Source organism: Arthrobacter sp. 18067 (genome assembly GCF_902706295.1).
GTDB lineage: Bacteria > Actinomycetota > Actinomycetes > Actinomycetales > Micrococcaceae > Arthrobacter.
Genome location: NZ_CACSJJ010000002.1, coordinates 269,087 through 287,129, shown reverse-complemented (window position 1 = coordinate 287,129; position 18,043 = coordinate 269,087). Strand labels below are relative to the sequence as shown.

The following is an 18,043-nucleotide window of genomic DNA, read 5'->3' as shown; positions in this document are numbered from 1 at the left end:
AACCTACAGCCTGTTGACGTCTGTTACCCGGACCACCGCGGTGCCGGTCTCGTCTGATGCTGCCAAATCCACCTCGGCCGAGATTCCCCAGTCATGGTTTCTTGCGGGATCGTCGAAGATCTGCCGGACTTTCCACGTGCCGGTTTCCTCGGTGATGATGAGCAATCCGGGGCCGCGCGCATCAGGACCCGTTCCAATGTCGTCGTGTTCATCGAAGTAGTCGTCCAAGACCTCTTCCCAGCGTTCTGCGTCCCAGCCGGCTTCGCCGTCGAGTTCGCCAAGCGCCGCAGAGTCCTCATCAGCGAAGAGCTCAACCCTGCGGAACATCTCATTGCGGACCATCACCCGGAAAGCACGGATATTGGCGCTCAGGAGCGGCGGCGGGGGCGGGGGAGCGTCGTGCGGCGTGGGGCCAAGCCCCGACGTGAGTTCTTCCCATTCATCCAGCAGGCTGGAATCAACTTGGCGGACCAGTTCCCCCAGCCACGCAATAAGGTCTTCAAGGTCCTCACGGAGCGAATCCTGGGGAACGGTCTGTCGCAGCGCGCGGAACCCGTCAGCAAGGTAACGCAGGACGATGCCCTCAGAGCGGGCCAGGCCATAGAACTGCACGAACTCGCCAAAGTTCATGGCGCGCTCATACATGTCCCGGATGATCGATTTCGGTGCAAGTTCGAAGTCGCCCACCCAAGGAGCCGCCTTGCGGTAGACCTCGAAAGCCTCGCCGAGAATTTCGGCCAAGGGCATGGGGTAGGTGACTTCATCCAGCATGGCCATGCGCTGCTCATACTCGATGCCGTCGGCCTTCATGGCGGCAACTGCCTCGCCGCGCGCCTTCTTTTGCTGAGCCGAGAGAATCTGGCGTGGCTTCTCCAGCGTCGATTCGATAACGGAGACAACGTCCAAGGCGTACGACGGCGACTCCGGATCGAGAAGTTCCAGCGCGGCAAGCGCGAAGGGCGAAAGGGGTTGGTTCAATGCGAAGTTGGCCTGCAGATGCACAGTCAGGCGTACCGAGCGCCCCTCGGCTTCCTGTTCCTCTTCCGGGATCCGTTCCACCACTCCGGCGGCAAGCAGTTCGCGGTAGATTCCCAGGGCCTTCTTCATGAGTTTCAGCTGCGCAGGGCGGCTCTCATGGTTCTCGCTGAGCAGGCGCCGGGTTGTGTGGAAGGGATCGCCCGGGCGTTCCATGAGGTTGAGCAACATTGCGTGGGTCACGGTGAAACTTGATGTCAGCGGCTCAGGCACTGACTCGACCAACCGTTTAAAGGTTGGTTCGCCCCAGGATACGAATCCTTCCGGAGGCTTCTTCTTCACCACTTGGCGCAGCTTCTTTTGGTCATCGCCGAACTTGGCAGTGGCCTTCGCCATCGCCTTGGTGTTCTCCACCACGTGGTCCGGAGCCTGGACCACCACCGTACCGGCGGTGTCGTAACCTGCCCGGCCGGCACGTCCGGCAATCTGGTGGAACTCACGAGAGTTGAGCGATCTGGTGCGCACGCCGTCGTACTTGCTCAAAGCGGTCAACAACACTGTCCGGATGGGTACGTTGATGCCCACCCCCAACGTATCGGTACCACAGATGACTTTCAGGAGCCCCGCCTGGGCCAGTTGCTCCACCAGCCGGCGGTACTTGGGGAGCATCCCGGCGTGGTGCACGCCGATGCCGTGTCGGACCAGCCTGTTGAGGGTTTTTCCGAAGCCGGCTGCGAACCGGAATCCAGCAATGAGCTCAGCGATGCGGTCCTTTTCGGCGCGGCTGCACATGTTGATGCTCATCAGGTTCTGGGCACGCTCAATGGCTTCTGCCTGGCTGAAGTGCACCACGTAAACGGGGACCTGCTTGGTGGAGAGCAACTCCTCCAACGTCTCGTGAACAGGGGTCAGGTGGTAGTAGTGGTGCAGTGGAATGGGACGTTCCGCGGAGCTCACGGTGGTGGTGGTCCGGCCCGTCAGCTCAGTCAGTCCGGTTTCAAAACGGGAGACGTCGCCCAAGGTGGCGGACATGAGGAGGAACTGTGCCTGGGGGAGTTCCAGGAGGGGCACCTGCCATGCCCAACCACGTTGGGGGTCGGAATAGAAATGGAACTCGTCCATGACCACCGAGCCAAGGTCCGCCGTCGAGCCTTCGCGGAGCGCGATGTTGGCAAGGATTTCCGCCGTGCAACAAATAATGGGGGCATCCTGGTTGACGCCGGAATCACCGGTGATCATCCCCACGTTCTCCGCGCCGAAAATGTCGCAGAGAGCAAAGAACTTTTCGGATACCAGGGCCTTGATGGGCGCCGTGTAGTAACTCCTCCGGCCGCGTGCCATGGCTTCGAAGTGGGCCGCGATGGCTACCAGTGATTTTCCTGAGCCGGTGGGGGTGGCGAGGATGACGTTGGCACCGGAGGCGAGCTCCATGATCGCCTCGTCCTGGGCTGGGTACAACTGCAACCCGCGGCTCTCCGTCCACTCCACGAACCGTGTGTAGATTTCGTCGGGGTCCAGGGGATCGGCGGCGATGGTACCGGGAAGCTGTTCAAGAAGTTTCATTGGTTTCCAGCTTAGTGCCCGTACGGTTTAGGCTCGGCCCAGCAGTGGTGCCAGACGCGAGGAGGCTTTGATGAAGTGGGATCCGTCCAAATATGTGGAGTTCGGCAACCATCGGGACCGACCGTTCCATGACCTCGTCGCGAGGATCCAGGCCAGCGACCCGCGGAAAATTGTGGACCTCGGGTGCGGGCCCGGGAACCTGACTGCGACGCTGAAAGAGCGCTGGCCGGAAGCCCGCGTGGTGGGTATTGACTCGTCGGAGGAGATGCTGCTCAAAGCGGAGTCCCTGGCGGAGAAGTCCAGACACCTGGAATTCGAGCAAGGCGACATCGCCACGTGGGTACCAGGTGCCGATACCGACGTCGTCGTCACAAACGCGGCACTTCAATGGGTGCCGGGTCACCGGGACATGTTGGCGGAGTGGTTGCGCGCCCTTAAGCCCGGTGCCTGGTTCGCCCTGCAGGTCCCCGGCAATTTCACCTCCCCCTCACACACGCTGATGCGCGAACTCGCCGAGTCGCCCCGCTGGGCGTCGCGCTTGGCCGGCGTACTTAGGCACGACGGTGCTGTTGGTAGTCCGGCGGACTACTTGGACATAATGCTCGACGCCGGATGCGCGGCGGACGCTTGGGAGACCACCTACCAACAAGTGCTTCCGGGCAAGGATCCGGTCCTTCAGTGGGTTCGAGGGACGGGACTACGACCGGTACTGGCCGCTCTGTCCACGGCGGAGGCTGCTGAGTTCGAGGAAGCATACTCCGCGATGCTGCGCGAGGCCTATCCAACCTCCCCACACGGAACAATTTTCCCGTTCCGGCGGATTTTTGCCGTTGCACGAAAGAACGCATGACCGGCCCGGACGCGTCCGATCGCGTCGCAATGGCTTTCGTGCGCCGTGACGGCTTGTTCCCGACCGGCGTCGCTGGTCTAATTCTCGGCATGGACCAAGGACGCTTCGAACAACAGACGCCGCGGGTGACAGCGGCTCTCCGTCGGAGTGCTTCATGACTCCGACAGGTGATTTTCCAGGCACATGGCGCCCCAACACCAGCAGCGCGGTGGCGCTTTTCGAGCAATTGCGGCTGCGAATCATCGAACTCGCCGACTCCGGCGTCCTGGCCGTGGGAGCCAAGCTTCCACCTGTGCGCAATCTGGCAGGCGTACTGGACGTCGCTCCGCATACGGTGGCCCGAGCCTACAAGGAGCTGGAAGCAGCAGGCGTGGTAGCCACCCGTGGGCGTAACGGCACCGTGGTCTGTGCCCGGGATGACCGCTGGGGAGCGCTGGCTGACGTCGCAGCTCAATACGCGGCAGCGGCGAAGGCCCAAGGCGCTTCGTTCGCGGAGGCCGTGCAGCTTCTTGCGGCCGCTTACGACGCGGATTGATACCGATCAGTAGCATGTGAGGAACGACATGGAAATTCGAAGAAGTTTTCGATTAGCATTGGTAAGTGCCCAAAGCCTTAGCTGAAGATACCGCCATCGAATCCCTGAACAGCATCCCTGTCGTTCCTGACACCAAGCCCGCGAGGCCAGACCTGTCGCGGCTGGTGGTCAAGGGCGCCCGGGAACACAACCTGCGCAATGTGGACCTGGACCTTCCCCGTGATGCCATGATCGTGTTCACCGGACTTTCGGGTTCCGGCAAGTCATCCTTGGCTTTCGACACCATCTTTGCTGAAGGACAGCGCCGGTATGTGGAATCGCTGTCTGCGTACGCCCGCCAGTTCCTTGGCCAGGTGGATAAACCTGACGTCGATTTCATCGAAGGCTTGTCGCCCGCGGTGTCCATCGACCAGAAGTCCACCAGCAAGAACCCACGTTCAACGGTGGGCACCATCACCGAGATCTATGACTACATGCGCTTGCTGTGGGCCCGCGTGGGCCGTCCGCACTGTCCCGTGTGTGGAGAGCCGATCGCCCGCCAGACGCCGCAGCAGATCGTCGACCAGCTTCTGGAACTGGAGACGGGTACGCGATTCCAGGTCCTGGCGCCCGTCGTGCGCGGCCGCAAGGGAGAGTTCGTTGACCTCTTCAAGGAACTGACCGCCAAGGGCTATTCCCGTGCCCGGGTGGATGGCGAGCTGGTTCAATTGAGCGACCCTCCCAAGCTCGGCAAGCAGTTCAAACACACCATCGAAGTTGTTGTGGACCGTTTGGTGGTCAAGGAAGACATCAGCCAGCGGCTCACTGATTCCGTGGAAACAGCGCTGGGCCTGGCCGAAGGCCGCGTGCTGGTCGAGTTCGTCGACCTCGACCCCGAGGATCCCGGGCGCATCCGGGCTTTCTCGGAAAACCTGGCCTGCCCCAACGAGCATCCCTTGGCGATCGATGAGATCGAGCCCCGCTCGTTCTCCTTCAACAACCCCTTCGGTGCCTGCTCAGCCTGCAGCGGCATTGGTACGAAGCTCGAAGTGGATGAGGAACTGATCGTTCCCAATCCGGAGTTGTCCCTGGGCGAAGGCGCCATTGCCCCGTGGTCCCTTGGCACGGCCACCACGGAATATTGGAACCGTCTCCTCGAGGGATTGGCGCACGAACTCGGCTTCTCCATGACTACAGCGTGGGAGAAACTCCCCAAGGATGTCCGGAATACCGTGCTGCACGGCAAGGACCACAAGGTTGTTGTCCAGTACAAGAACCGCTTTGGCCGGGAGCGCAAGTACAGTACGGGCTTTGAAGGTGCCATTCAGTACGTCCACCGCAAGCACGGTGAAACGGATTCCGATTGGGCCCGTGACAGGTACGAAGAGTACATGCGCCAGATTCCCTGCCCTGAGTGCAACGGTGCGCGCCTCAACCCGGCGTCGCTGTCCGTGCTGATCAACGGCAAGTCGATCGCGGAAGTGGCCGCCCTCCCGATGCGTGAGTGCGCAGAGTTCCTGGGCAGCTTGACCCTGACCAGCAGGGAAGCCCAAATCGCCAACCAGGTGCTGAAAGAAATCCAGGCCCGTTTGACCTTCCTCCTGGATGTCGGTTTGGAGTACCTCAACCTTGAGCGGCCGTCGGGTACCTTGTCCGGTGGCGAAGCCCAGCGTATCCGTCTGGCAACCCAGATCGGCTCCGGCTTGGTAGGTGTCCTGTACGTCCTGGATGAGCCCTCGATCGGCCTCCATCAGCGCGATAACCGGCGGCTCATCGAGACGCTCACCCGTCTCCGGGACCTCGGCAACACCCTGATCGTCGTGGAACATGATGAAGACACCATCCACGAGGCCGACTGGGTAGTGGACATCGGACCTGGCGCCGGCGAGCACGGCGGCCAGGTGGTGCACTCCGGCACGTATAAGGAGCTCCTGGAAAACACGGAGTCCCTCACCGGTGACTACCTTTCCGGACGTCGCAAGATTGATATTCCCAAGAAACGCCGCAAGTACGACAAAAAGCGTGAACTCAAGGTTGTTGGTGCCCGGGAGAACAACCTCAACAACGTTGATGCCACGTTCCCCTTGGGTCTCTTCACCGCGGTGACCGGTGTCAGTGGGTCCGGCAAATCCACCTTGGTGAACGAAATCCTCTACAAGGTCCTCGCCAACAAGCTCAACGGCGCCAAACAAGTGGCAGGACGCCACCGCACAATCGCCGGGCTGGAGCACCTGGACAAGGTGGTCCACGTCGACCAAAGCCCGATTGGCCGTACACCGCGGTCCAACCCGGCCACGTATACCGGCGTCTTTGACAACATCCGCAAGCTCTTCGCCGAGACCACCGAGGCCAAGGTTCGCGGGTACCAGCCTGGTCGCTTCTCCTTCAACGTCAAGGGAGGACGCTGCGAAGCATGTTCCGGCGATGGCACATTGAAGATCGAGATGAACTTCCTGCCGGACGTCTATGTTCCCTGCGAGGTATGCCACGGAGCCCGGTACAACCGGGAGACCCTTGAGGTCCACTACAAGGGCAAGACCATCGCGGATGTCCTCAACATGCCCATCGAGGAAGGTGCGGAATTCTTTGCCGCCTTCACGCCGATAGCGCGGCATTTGAACACTCTGGTGGACGTCGGCCTGGGCTATGTACGCCTGGGACAGCCGGCAACCACGCTGTCAGGTGGCGAGGCGCAGCGCGTGAAGTTGGCGGCCGAGTTGCAGAAGCGTTCCAACGGACGCAGCATCTACGTTCTTGACGAGCCCACAACCGGCCTGCATTTCGAGGACATCCGAAAGCTGCTCATGGTTCTCCAAGGCTTGGTGGATAAGGGCAACACGGTCATCACCATTGAGCACAACCTGGACGTCATCAAGTCGGCAGACTGGATTGTGGATCTTGGCCCCAACGGTGGTTCCGGTGGCGGAAAGATCGTGGCCACAGGAACACCTGAACAGGTGGCCAAATCCACCGACAGCCACACGGCGACGTTCCTGGCCGAAATTCTCGGTTAGTCACCAGAAGTATTCCGGTAGCGGCATGCGAGTTTCAGGCATGCCGCTACTCGTGAGAAACTAACCCGGTGACTCAAACAACGGTGCCCGTAATATTCGATCTGGACGGCACCCTTGTCGATCCTGCCGGCGGCATCACAGGGGGAATCTCTGTGGCCCTGCGTGAAATGAACCTCCCTGTACCGGATCAAGCGGTACTGAATTCCATGGTGGGTCCCAAACTCAGCGACTCCCTGCTGCATTTGGCCAATGTCCCTGCTGGCTTGGTTGATGAAACCATTGAGCGGTATCGGCGCCATTACAAGGAAACGGGAATCGGGCAGAGCAAGCTTTATCCCGGAATATTCGACCTCCTCGAATATTTCGCGGAATCCGGCCGGCCAGTGGCTGTGGCCACGCAAAAGCCACAGTCAATTGCGCGGCTCGTCCTTGAGCACCACAAAATTGCCGATTTCTTCGTCTCCATCCGCGGAGCTGCCGACGACGAATCCCTGGACGCCAACACGGCCTCTGGCAAGGTGGAAATTGTGGGCGCAGCGTTGGCCGACCTCCATTCCCAGCCGGCCGTCATGGTGGGGGACAGGCACCAGGACGTTGCAGGGGCCATGGCGAACGGCTTGGACTGCATCGGTGTCAGTTGGGGATTTGCGCCCGACGGCGAACTCGAGGAAGCCGGTGCAGTGGCAGTAGTCGCAACCGCACTTGAGTTGCGCACCAAAATTGAAGAACTTGACGCTGTCCGTGCGGCGGCCCTGAGCGAGGTACAAAACGATGGCAGTCTTTGATGCGATCCGGTGGACCACCCGTGGATTGATCTCCTCCACGTGCCGTCCCACTGTCATTGGGCTGGAAAACGTTCCCAAGGAGGGACCGTTCATTGTCGCTCCGAACCACCTCTCGTTCCTGGACAGCGTCATCGTTCAGGCCCTGATGCCGCGTCCGGTCGCCTTCTTCGCCAAGGCAGAGTACTTCACCACCAAGGGCGTCAAAGGTGCCGTGATGAAGTCCTTCTTCGAAGCTGTGGGATCGATTCCGGTTGAGCGCGGCGAGCAGGCGGCCAGCGTACAGGCGCTCAAGACCTTGCTTGACATCCTCGAATCAGGCAAGGGCATTGGCATCTACCCTGAAGGCACCCGTTCCCGCGACGGCATTCTTTACCGTGGGCGGACCGGAGTGGGTTGGCTTGCCCTGACCACGGGCGCGCCGGTGATCCCCGTAGGGCTCATCGGCACCGAGAAACTGCAGCCCGCGGACAAGAACGCGGTCCGTCCCCAGCACTTCACCATGAAGGTCGGCGAGCCCCTGTACTTCGACAAGACCGGCCCGGACCATTCCCTGCCCGCCCGCCGTGAAGTCACTGACAAAATCATGGATGCCATTGCCGTGCTCAGCGGTCAGGAGCGGTCCTCCAGCTACAACCAGAGCAAGTCGGTCGACTAGCACCTGGGCCCTCCTGCGACAGGGTGGCCATGGCTGTCGTTCCGGTTCACTAGACTGGAAACGTGGCAGATCCAGCAAGTTACCGGCCCCAAACGGGTGAAATTCCCACCACCCCGGGCGTCTATCGATTCCGCGACCCCCACGGGCGGGTCATCTATGTGGGCAAAGCAAAGAACCTCCGGTCCAGGCTCAATTCCTACTTCGCCAACCCGGCCGGCCTTCTCCCCAAGACCCATGCAATGGTCCACGCGGCCAGCAGCGTCGAATGGACCATGGTGGGCAGCGAGCTGGAATCTTTGCAGCTGGAGTACACCTGGATCAAGGAATTCAAACCGCGATTCAACGTTGTCTTCCGTGACGACAAGACCTATCCGTATCTCGCGGTCACCATGGGGGAGAAGTTCCCGAGGGTGCAGGTCATGCGTGGTGAGCGAAGGAAAGGCACCAGGTACTTTGGTCCCTACACCGCCGGCGCCATCCGGGAAACCATGGACACCCTCCTGCGGGTATTCCCGGTGCGCAGCTGCAGCGCAGGTGTCTTCAAGCGCGCCCAGTCCAGTGGACGCCCGTGCCTCCTTGGCTACATTGACAAGTGCGCGGCCCCTTGCGTTGCCCGGGTTACTCCCGAGGAACATCGTGCCCTCGCCGAGGACTTTTGTTCTTTCATGGGTGGGGAAGCCAAGCGTTTTATCGGCCGGCTGGAAAAGGACATGGCTGCGTCGGTAGCTGAGCTCGACTATGAGCGGGCAGCAGGACTCAGGGACGACATCATCGCCCTCCGCAAGGTCTTTGAGCGCAACGCCGTGGTCCTTGCGGAAGACACCGACGCGGACGTCTTCGCACTGCACGACGACGAACTCGAGGCATCCGTGCAGGTCTTCCACGTACGCGGTGGCCGGGTTCGCGGCCAACGTGGGTGGGTCGTGGAAAAAGTGGAGGACGCCACCACACCGGAACTCATCGAACATTTGTTGCAACAGGTTTACGGCGAAGACAGCGAGGTCCAGGGACGGATACCCCGCGAAGTCCTGGTACCGGAGAATCCCAGCAACCACGCCGAACTCACTGAGTGGCTTGGTGGGTTGCGAGGGGCGAAGGTTGACATCCGTGTGCCACAGCGCGGCGACAAAGCAGCGCTGATGTCCACTGTGCGCGAGAATGCCGAACAAGCCCTTAAGCTCCATAAAACGCGCCGGGCAGGCGACATCACGGTCCGGTCCGTAGCGCTTCAGGAGCTTCAGGAGGCATTGGAGATTCCTGTGCCGTTGTTGAGGATCGAGTGCTTCGATATCTCGCACGTGCAAGGTACCAACGTCGTGGCTTCCATGGTGGTGGTGGAAGACGGGCTGCCCAAGAAGGCCGACTATCGCAAGTTCTCCATCACGGGAGCGGCAGCGGCGGACGACACCGCCGCCATGCATGATGTCCTGACCCGTCGGTTCCGGCACTACCTGACGGACAAAGCCGCCCAGGTGCCCGTAGTCTCGGGCGAGATCGTCAACCCGACGCGGGCAGGCACCAGGAGCGCGAGTGAAGCGCCGCCGTCGGACCCTTCCATGCCCGCCCCCAAGGCAAAGTTCGCCTACCCGCCCAACCTGGTGGTCGTGGATGGCGGCCAGCCCCAGGTGAATGCCGCAAAGCGAGCGTTGGCCGGACTCGGCATCGATGACGTTTACGTGGTGGGCCTCGCCAAACGCCTGGAGGAAGTCTGGCTGCCCGACAGCGACTTCCCGGTCATCCTGCCGAGGACATCGCAAGGCCTTTACCTGCTTCAAAGAATTCGTGACGAAGCACACCGCTTCGCCATTTCCTTCCACCGCCAGAAGCGCGGCAAGGCCATGACAGTCTCCGTCCTGGACGGCGTACCGGGCTTGGGCGAAGCGAAACGAAAAGCCCTGGTGGCACACTTTGGTTCGCTCAAGAAGATTAAGGCCGCGTCGGTCGAGGAACTCACGTCGGCAAAGGGCATCGGTCCCGCCCTGGCCGCAGCCGTGGTCCAGCATCTGGGTTCTGCGGAGACGAATGAGGAAACAGTGCCGGGGATCAACATGACCACCGGCGAAATCCTTGAATCTTAGCTAGGGTAAGAACTTGGCCGTTGGCCGCATCTGCGGTCAGCGGCATCTGAACATGCCAGCAGTGCTTTGCCCTGACAGGCAGGCACCACAGGCTGCAATGATCACTTCCGACGAAACGGGGACAACTGATGGATGAGGCAACGGCAGGGTCCGGAACGGAGCAGGACGGCCTCACGCCCGTCAAGCCCCCGGAAGCGGAACTGCTGGTAGTGACCGGCATGTCCGGGGCGGGGCGGAGTACGGCCTCGGATGCCCTGGAAGATCATGGTTGGTATGTGGTGGACAACCTCCCACCGCAAATGCTGGGAACCCTGGCAGAAATTGTCTCGCATGCTCCGAAATCGATTCCCAAGCTGGCCGTGGTAGTTGACGTCCGCAGCAAGGATCTCTTCACCGACATCCAGACCGCATTGGGCGCGCTGAGCGCCAGCGGCATCACCTTCCGGGTGCTCTTCCTGGATGCCAATGACGACGTCCTGGTCCGCCGCTTCGAACAAGGCCGCCGTCCTCACCCGTTGCAAGGCGGAGGCAGGATCCTGGACGGCATCGGCATCGAGCGCGAGGTCCTGCGGGAACTGCGTGAACACGCCGATGTCGTGCTGGACACCTCCGACTTCAACGTCCACGGCCTGGCGACGGCCATCACGGAACTGTTCAGCGACACCGGCCCGGTGACCCTGCGCCTGAACGTCATGAGCTTTGGATTCAAGTACGGACTCCCGGTGGATGCCAACTTCGTGGCCGATGCCCGGTTCATTCCCAACCCGCACTGGGTTCCCAAACTCCGGCCACACACAGGACTGGACGAGGACGTCAGCGACTACGTACTGGCTGCAGATGGCGTACACGAGTTCGTGGACAGGTATGTCCGGGCTTTGGAGCCGGTCCTGGACGGCTACCGCCAGGAGAACAAGCACTACGCCACCTTGGCGGTCGGTTGTACTGGAGGCAAGCACCGTTCGGTGGCGGTCGCCGTCGAGCTTTCCAAGCGTTTGGCGCAGTATCCACGTGTGACAGTCACCACCACCCACCGCGACCTGGGACGCGAGTAGTGGGGGTCCTGACGGGCCCGCTGCCCCTCATTCCACCCAAGGGCGTACCCGGCAGCCAGCAGAAGAAAAGTCCCTCGGTGGTCGCCTTGGGCGGCGGCCACGGACTGGCGGCCTCGTTGTCGGCACTGCGTTTGCTCACTTCCGAACTGACGGCAATCGTCACAGTAGCGGACGACGGCGGCTCGTCGGGGCGGCTCCGCGAAGAGTACGGCGTCCTCCCGCCCGGAGACCTGCGGATGGCGCTCAGCGCCCTGTGCGATGACACCGATTGGGGCCGGACCTGGCGCGACGTCATGCAGCACCGATTCAACGCCGGGTCCGCCAAAGGCGGTTCGCTGGACCATCATGCCATGGGCAACCTGCTCATCGTGACCTTGTGGGAGCTGTTGGGCGATACGGTCGCAGGCTTGAAATGGGCAGGTGCACTGCTTGGAGCCCGGGGCCAGGTTCTTCCCATGTCCAGCGTTCCCCTCACTATTGAGGGCCAGGCACGGATTGAGCTTCCGGGTGGTGGCCATGAACTGCAGACGGTTCGCGGGCAGGCAAAATGTGCTGTGGCCGGCAAACTCGAGGACGTCCGGCTCCTGCCCGAAGACGCTCCCGCGTGTACCGAGGCACTGACGGCCATTGAGCTGGCGGACTGGGTCATCCTTGGACCCGGCTCCTGGTACACCTCTGTCCTGCCGCATCTGCTGCTGCCTGAGCTGCGCCAAGCCCTCGGCGACACTGCTGCCAAGCGCTGCCTGACCATGAACCTTGACGTGGAAACCAAGGAAACCTCAGGCATGACGGCAGCCGACCATTTGGATGTCCTGCGCCGGTACGCACCTGAGTTCAGCGTCGACGTCGTCCTCGCGGATCCTGCTGCGATCCAGGATCTCAAGGCCTTCGAGAAGGCCGCGGGGATGATCGGCGCTGAAGTGGTGTTGGGTAGAGTAGGGGCGTCGAGGCGCCGCCCCGTCCATGATCCACTGCTGCTGGCAGCGGCGTACCACGATATTTTCGGGAACAGTTAGGAACACGCGATGGCACTTACTGCGTCGGTCAAGGACGAACTGTCCCGGCTGGACATCAAGAAATCTTCGGTCCGAAAGGCGGAAGTTTCGGCAATGCTGCGCTTTGCCGGCGGCCTGCACATCATCTCGGGACGGATAGTCATTGAGGCCGAGGTTGACCTCGCCTCAACGGCCCGGCGCCTCCGCGCGGCGATCGCCGAGGTCTACGGCCACCAGAGCGAAATCATCGTGGTCTCCGGCGGCGGCTTGCGCCGGGGGAGCAGGTACGTGGTCAGGGTCGTGCGTGACGGTGAGGCCCTCGCCCGCCAAACCGGCCTGCTTGACGGACGTGGACGCCCGGTGCGCGGACTACCATCGGTGGTCGTCAACGGCTCGGCCGCAGACGCCGAGGCTGTGTGGCGCGGCGCATTCCTCGCCCACGGATCCCTGACAGAACCAGGTCGCTCGTCCTCGCTCGAGGTCACGTGCCCCGGCCCTGAATCAGCGCTGGCACTTGTTGGAGCCGCCCGTCGTCTCGGCATCCAGGCCAAGGCCCGCGAAGTGCGCGGCGTTGACCGTGTAGTGATCCGTGACGGAGATACCATCGCGGCCCTCCTGACACGTATGGGTGCCCACGATGCCTTGATGGTCTGGGAGGAACGGCGGATGCGCAAGGAAGTACGGGCCACCGCCAACAGGCTTGCCAATTTTGACGACGCCAACCTGCGCCGCTCGGCGCAGGCTGCCGTGGCGGCCGGTGCCAGGGTTGACCGGGCTCTGGAGATCCTGGGCGATGACGTACCGGATCACCTCAAGTACGCCGGGGAACTCCGGGTAGCCCACAAGCAGGCAAGCCTGGACGAACTTGGCCGCCTTGCCGATCCACCCATGACAAAGGACGCCATTGCCGGCCGAATCCGGCGCCTCCTTGCCATGGCCGACAAACGTGCAATGGATTTGGGCATCCCGGGCACTGAGGCAAATGTGACTCCGGAAATGATGGACGAATAGCGCACACCCATAGAATCGAAAAAGTGCGGAGGAAATACTGCAAGGCAACCGCGGGTTGTTCCCGGTGGAGGCAAGAGCAGGTTTCTTCGCCAAGGATTTCCGGTCGGCCCGCTGGCCGGATGAAATAACGAGAGTTACCAACCCGGACGTCAGTCCACTACATTGGAGGATTTCGTGACAGAGTACGTTCTGCCCGAGCTCGGCTACGACTATGCAGCACTCGAGCCGCACATTTCGGCAAAGATCATGGAGCTGCACCACAGCAAGCACCATGCGGCATATGTTGCAGGCGCCAACAACGCCCTTTCCCAGCTGGCCGATGCCCGCGAGAAGGGCGACTACGCCAACATCAACCGTCTCTCCAAGGACCTCGCGTTCCACACCGGCGGACACATCAACCACTCCGTCTTCTGGAACAACATCTCCCCGGACGGCGGCGACAAGCCCGAAGGTGAGCTCGCAGCTGCCATCGACGACGCCTTCGGCTCCTTCGATGCTTTCCGTGCCCAGTTCAGCGCCGCTGCGCTTGGCCTGCAGGGTTCCGGCTGGGCTTTCCTGGCCTACGAGCCCATCGGTGGAAACCTGCTCATCGAACAGCTCTACGATCAGCAGGGCAACGTCGCAGTAGGCACCACACCGCTGCTCATGCTCGACATGTGGGAGCACGCCTTCTACCTGGACTACGTCAACGTCAAGGCTGACTACGTCAAGGCATTCTGGAACATCGTCAACTGGGCGGACGTCGCCAAGCGCTTCGAAGCCGCACGCGCCAACGCCACGGGCCTCATCGTCCTCTAGTTGGTGAGCCCCGGTTCACGCCGATGTAACAAAAGTCACTTTTTGCGTGAATTCGGACCAAATGCTGGAAAGCCTGCCTCCGCAGTTGCGGGGGCAGGCTCAGTTAAACGTAAGATGGATCACGGAAGGCGGTTAGCCTTCAGCAACGTGGCTGGTCGCCCTCCGATCTGATAATCACCTCTGCCCAAAGACGTGCGGGGTCTGTTAGTTGGAAATTTTTAATCCGACTCACTAGGCGTGCTTGCAAGAGCACCAAGGAGATTGACACATAGTGACCACCCGTATTGGTATCAACGGCTTCGGCCGCATCGGCCGTAACTACTTCCGCGCAGCACTGGCCCAGGGCGCAGACCTCGAGATCGTCGCAGTCAACGACCTCACCAGCCCCGAGACCCTCGCCCACCTCCTGAAGTACGACTCCGTCGGTGGACGCCTCGCCCAGACCGTGGAAGTTGTCGATGGAAACCTGGTAGTCGACGGCAAGTCCATCAAGGTCCTTGCTGAGCGCGATCCCGCAAACCTCCCCTGGGGTGACCTTGGCGTGGACATCGTGATCGAGTCCACCGGTTTCTTCACCAAGGCTGCTGCTGCCCAGAAGCACATCGACGCCGGCGCCAAGAAGGTCCTCATCTCGGCACCTGCCAGCGACGAAGACATCACCATTGTCATGGGCGTCAACCACGAGCTCTACGACCCCGCAGCGCACAACATCATCTCCAACGCTTCCTGCACCACCAACTGCCTCGGCCCGCTGGCCAAGGTCGTCAACGACGCCTTCGGCATCGAACGTGGCCTCATGACCACGGTCCACGCCTACACGGCAGACCAGAACCTGCAGGACGGCCCGCACGGCGATCTCCGCCGCGCCCGCGCTGCCGCCATCAACATGGTTCCCACCTCCACCGGTGCCGCCAAGGCAATTGGCCTGGTCCTCCCGGAACTCAAAGGCAAGCTCGACGGCTACGCCATCCGCGTTCCGGTCCCCACCGGTTCCGCTACGGACCTTACGGTCACTGTTTCCCGCGAAGTCACTGTTGAGGAAGTCAACGCAGCCGTCAAGGCCGCAGCTGAGTCCGAGCAGTTCGCCGGCATCCTGAGCTACACCGATGCGCCCATCGTCTCCTCGGACATCGTTGGCGACCCGGCTTCCTCGATCTTCGACTCCGGCCTCACCAAGGTCATCGGCAACCAGGTCAAGGTTGTTTCCTGGTATGACAACGAGTGGGGTTACTCCAACCGCCTCGTAGACCTCACGGAGCTCGTCGCATCCAAGCTGGGCTAGGGTAGACACATGACATCTCACACCCTCAACGAACTCATCGCTGAAGGTGTCCGCGGGCGGTACATTTTGGTCAGAAGTGACCTGAATGTGCCGCTCGACGGCTCTACAGTGACCGACGACGGCCGCATCAAGGCCTCCCTTCCGGTCCTCAAGAAGCTCTCGGACGCCGGTGCCCGTGTGCTCGTAACCGCCCACTTGGGACGTCCCAAAGGCGCCCCCGAAGACAAGTACTCCTTGAAGCCCGCTGCGGACCGCCTCGCGGAACTCGCAGACTTCAAGGTAGAACTCGCCGCAGACACGGTGGGAGACTCCGCCAAGGAGCTTGCCGCTGCCCTGCAGGACGGCGAAGTGCTCGTCCTTGAGAACGTCCGCTTCGATGCCCGCGAAACCAGCAAGGACGACGCCGAGCGCGGCGCCTTCGCTGACGAGTTGGTGGCCCTCACGGGAAGCAACGGCGCGTTCGTGGACGACGCTTTCGGCGCGGTCCACCGCAAGCACGCCAGCGTCTTTGACGTGGCTACCCGGCTGCCCTCATACCTGGGCGATCTTGTCCACACCGAGGTTGAGGTTCTGCGGAAGCTCACAACGGACACTCAGCGTCCCTACGTGGTGGTTCTCGGCGGTTCCAAGGTCTCTGACAAGCTGGCAGTCATCGACAACCTGCTCGGCAAGGCAGACACCATCCTTGTGGGCGGTGGCATGCTTTTCACCTTCCTGGCCGCAGCTGGCCACAAGGTGGCGGGAAGCCTCCTCGAGGAAGACCAGATCCCCGTAGTTCAGGACTACCTCAAGCGTGCCTCTGACGCGGGAACATCCTTCGTGATCCCCACGGACGTTGTGGTGGCGAGCCGCTTCGCAGCGGACGCTGAGCATGAGGTCGTGAAGGCAGATGCCATCGAGGACAGCGCTTTCGGCGCTTCCGGCATCGGACTGGATATTGGGCCGGAATCCGCCTCGGCGTTCGCAGCTCAGATCGAAGGGGCCAAAACTGTTTTCTGGAACGGTCCCATGGGTGTGTTCGAATTCGAAGCCTTCTCCAGTGGCACTCGTGCCATTGCACAGGCCCTGACTGACACGGTTGCCTTCACTGTGGTCGGTGGCGGCGACTCCGCTGCAGCAGTGCGGACGCTCGGGTTCGAGGATTCGCAGTTCGGTCACATCTCTACCGGTGGTGGCGCGAGCCTGGAGTACCTTGAAGGCAAGGAACTTCCCGGCTTGAGCGTCCTGGACCGCTAAGCACCAATCCGGCCGGCAGGACGCCAATGCGTCCTGCCGGCCGTTCCATATCTCAACGCATTCTTTGGAGTTCATGTGACTACCTCTGCCAACGGCAACTTTGTCCGCAAGCCCTTCATCGCCGGCAACTGGAAGATGAACATGGACCACGTCCAGGGCATCACCCTGCTGCAGAAGCTCGCCTGGACGCTCTCCGACGCGAAGCACGACTACAACCGTGCCGAAGTCGCTGTCTTTCCGCCGTTCACCGATCTCCGTGGCGTTCAGACGCTGGTACAGGGCGATGAGCTCGATGTTGACTACGGCGGCCAGGACCTCTCCCAGTTCGACTCCGGCGCCTACACCGGCGACATCTCCGGTCAGTTCCTCAGCAAGTTGGGCTGTGCCTATGTCCTGGTTGGGCACAGTGAGCGCCGCACGATTCATAACGAATCCGATGACGTCCTGAACGCAAAGGTCAAGGCCGGATTCCGTCACGGTGTCACTCCCGTTCTCTGCGTCGGCGAAGGCCTCGACGTCCGCCAGGCCGGTACGCACGTGGAGCACACCTTGGCCCAGCTGCGCGCCGGCGTCGAAGGACTCACGGCCGAGCAGGCCGCCGAACTCGTTGTTGCCTACGAACCTGTCTGGGCCATCGGTACAGGTGAAGTTGCCGGCCCGGAGGATGCACAGGAAATGTGCGCAGCCATCCGCGCGGAGCTTGCCGAACTCTTCGACGAGACTGTCTCGGCGAAGACCCGGCTGCTGTATGGCGGCTCCGTAAAGGCCAACAATGCTGCCGCCATCATGGCTGAAAGCGACGTTGACGGATTGCTCGTGGGTGGCGCCAGCCTGGACCCCGCTGAGTTTGCTAACATTGTCAGGTTCGAGAGCCACCTCGTCACGGACTAGTCCGGCTCCCGTTTTCCGTTTCTTCGAAAGGCCGTCGTGGACGTTCTTCAAGTCATTCTGCAGATTCTGCTGGGCATCACCAGCCTTCTGCTGACGCTGCTCATCCTCCTGCATAAAGGGCGTGGCGGCGGTTTGTCCGACATGTTCGGTGGCGGAATGAGCTCCGGATTGAGTTCGTCCGGTGTAGCCGAGCGCAACCTTAACCGGTTCACCATCATTCTGGGTATCACGTGGGGTGTTGTCATCATTGGCCTCGGGCTGATCATGCGCTTCACCTCGGGTGGCGACTCCTAGTCATCCCAAAAGAAGGGGAGGTTCCTGAACGGAGCCTCCCCTTTTTGACC

Annotated in this window: 15 protein-coding genes; 14 read left to right on the top strand and 1 reads right to left on the bottom strand. The window is 61.6% G+C overall.

The features are described 5' to 3' along the window. Positions 1-3: 3 nt before the first annotated feature. Entirely contained in the window at positions 4-2,538 is a 2,535-nt protein-coding gene (locus GVL04_RS03810; protein ID WP_159699790.1) for an RNA helicase, read from the bottom strand. 70 nt (positions 2,539-2,608) lie between these two features. On the opposite strand from GVL04_RS03810, the gene GVL04_RS03805 reads away from it, so the two are divergent. The 14 genes from GVL04_RS03805 to secG all read left to right on the top strand — a co-directional run bounded on the left by GVL04_RS03805 (position 2,609) and on the right by secG (position 17,993). After that, positions 2,609-3,388 (top strand): trans-aconitate 2-methyltransferase, encoded by a 780-nt coding sequence (locus tag GVL04_RS03805; protein ID WP_159699787.1) that lies wholly within the window; start codon positions 2,609-2,611, stop codon positions 3,386-3,388. A 154-nt stretch (positions 3,389-3,542) separates the two neighbouring features. Beyond that, the gene (locus GVL04_RS03800; protein WP_159699784.1) at positions 3,543-3,923 is read left to right on the top strand and encodes a GntR family transcriptional regulator; all 381 of its coding nucleotides are present in this window, start codon (positions 3,543-3,545) and stop codon (positions 3,921-3,923) included. A 65-nt stretch (positions 3,924-3,988) separates the two neighbouring features. Next, entirely contained in the window at positions 3,989-6,916 is a 2,928-nt protein-coding gene (uvrA, locus tag GVL04_RS03795) for an excinuclease ABC subunit UvrA (protein WP_159699781.1), read from the top strand. Positions 6,917-6,984: 68 nt separating this feature from the next. Beyond that, positions 6,985-7,701 (top strand): HAD hydrolase-like protein, encoded by a 717-nt coding sequence (locus GVL04_RS03790; RefSeq protein ID WP_159699778.1) that lies wholly within the window; start codon positions 6,985-6,987, stop codon positions 7,699-7,701. Then, positions 7,688-8,356, top strand: coding sequence for a 1-acyl-sn-glycerol-3-phosphate acyltransferase (locus GVL04_RS03785; RefSeq protein ID WP_159699775.1), 669 nt, complete (start codon positions 7,688-7,690; stop codon positions 8,354-8,356). The genes GVL04_RS03790 and GVL04_RS03785 overlap by 14 nt, the downstream gene beginning before the upstream one ends. Positions 8,357-8,418: 62 nt before the next feature. Then, positions 8,419-10,434 carry an excinuclease ABC subunit UvrC gene (uvrC, locus tag GVL04_RS03780; RefSeq protein WP_159699772.1) on the top strand — a complete coding sequence of 672 codons (2,016 nt, stop codon included), beginning with the start codon at positions 8,419-8,421 and terminating at the stop codon, positions 10,432-10,434. 128 nt (positions 10,435-10,562) lie between these two features. Next, positions 10,563-11,486 (top strand): RNase adapter RapZ, encoded by a 924-nt coding sequence (rapZ, locus tag GVL04_RS03775; protein WP_159699769.1) that lies wholly within the window; start codon positions 10,563-10,565, stop codon positions 11,484-11,486. Continuing rightward, entirely contained in the window at positions 11,486-12,502 is a 1,017-nt protein-coding gene (gene yvcK / locus GVL04_RS03770; RefSeq protein WP_159699766.1) for a uridine diphosphate-N-acetylglucosamine-binding protein YvcK, read from the top strand. Before rapZ ends, yvcK begins: the two co-directional genes overlap by 1 nt. Positions 12,503-12,511: 9 nt before the next feature. After that, positions 12,512-13,492 (top strand): DNA-binding protein WhiA, encoded by a 981-nt coding sequence (gene whiA / locus GVL04_RS03765; protein WP_159699763.1) that lies wholly within the window; start codon positions 12,512-12,514, stop codon positions 13,490-13,492. Positions 13,493-13,666: 174 nt separating this feature from the next. Further along, positions 13,667-14,290: a superoxide dismutase gene (locus GVL04_RS03760; RefSeq protein WP_089595054.1), complete on the top strand. Its 624-nt coding sequence runs from the start codon at positions 13,667-13,669 to the stop codon at positions 14,288-14,290. A 271-nt stretch (positions 14,291-14,561) separates the two neighbouring features. Beyond that, positions 14,562-15,572: a type I glyceraldehyde-3-phosphate dehydrogenase gene (gene gap, locus GVL04_RS03755; RefSeq protein ID WP_159699760.1), complete on the top strand. Its 1,011-nt coding sequence runs from the start codon at positions 14,562-14,564 to the stop codon at positions 15,570-15,572. Between the two features lie 9 nt (positions 15,573-15,581). After that, positions 15,582-16,808, top strand: coding sequence for a phosphoglycerate kinase (gene pgk / locus GVL04_RS03750; protein ID WP_159699757.1), 1,227 nt, complete (start codon positions 15,582-15,584; stop codon positions 16,806-16,808). 75 nt (positions 16,809-16,883) lie between these two features. Next, positions 16,884-17,699 carry a triose-phosphate isomerase gene (gene tpiA, locus GVL04_RS03745; protein ID WP_159699754.1) on the top strand — a complete coding sequence of 272 codons (816 nt, stop codon included), beginning with the start codon at positions 16,884-16,886 and terminating at the stop codon, positions 17,697-17,699. 36 nt (positions 17,700-17,735) lie between these two features. Further along, positions 17,736-17,993, top strand: coding sequence for a preprotein translocase subunit SecG (gene secG / locus GVL04_RS03740; protein ID WP_017198454.1), 258 nt, complete (start codon positions 17,736-17,738; stop codon positions 17,991-17,993). The last annotated feature ends 50 nt before the right edge of the window (positions 17,994-18,043 follow it).

What these genes read in the sequence shown, in the direction of transcription:
- pgk (WP_159699757.1), top strand. Translation starts at nt 15,582, where the DNA reads ATGACATCTCACACCCTCAACGAACTCATCGCTGAAGGTGTCCGCGGG.
- GVL04_RS03805 (WP_159699787.1), top strand. Translation starts at nt 2,609, where the DNA reads ATGAAGTGGGATCCGTCCAAATATGTGGAGTTCGGCAACCATCGGGAC.
- GVL04_RS03785 (WP_159699775.1), top strand. Translation starts at nt 7,688, where the DNA reads ATGGCAGTCTTTGATGCGATCCGGTGGACCACCCGTGGATTGATCTCC.
- GVL04_RS03810 (WP_159699790.1), bottom strand. Translation starts at nt 2,538, where the DNA reads ATGAAACTTCTTGAACAGCTTCCCGGTACCATCGCCGCCGATCCCCTG.
- GVL04_RS03800 (WP_159699784.1), top strand. Translation starts at nt 3,543, where the DNA reads ATGACTCCGACAGGTGATTTTCCAGGCACATGGCGCCCCAACACCAGC.
- rapZ (WP_159699769.1), top strand. Translation starts at nt 10,563, where the DNA reads ATGGATGAGGCAACGGCAGGGTCCGGAACGGAGCAGGACGGCCTCACG.
- whiA (WP_159699763.1), top strand. Translation starts at nt 12,512, where the DNA reads ATGGCACTTACTGCGTCGGTCAAGGACGAACTGTCCCGGCTGGACATC.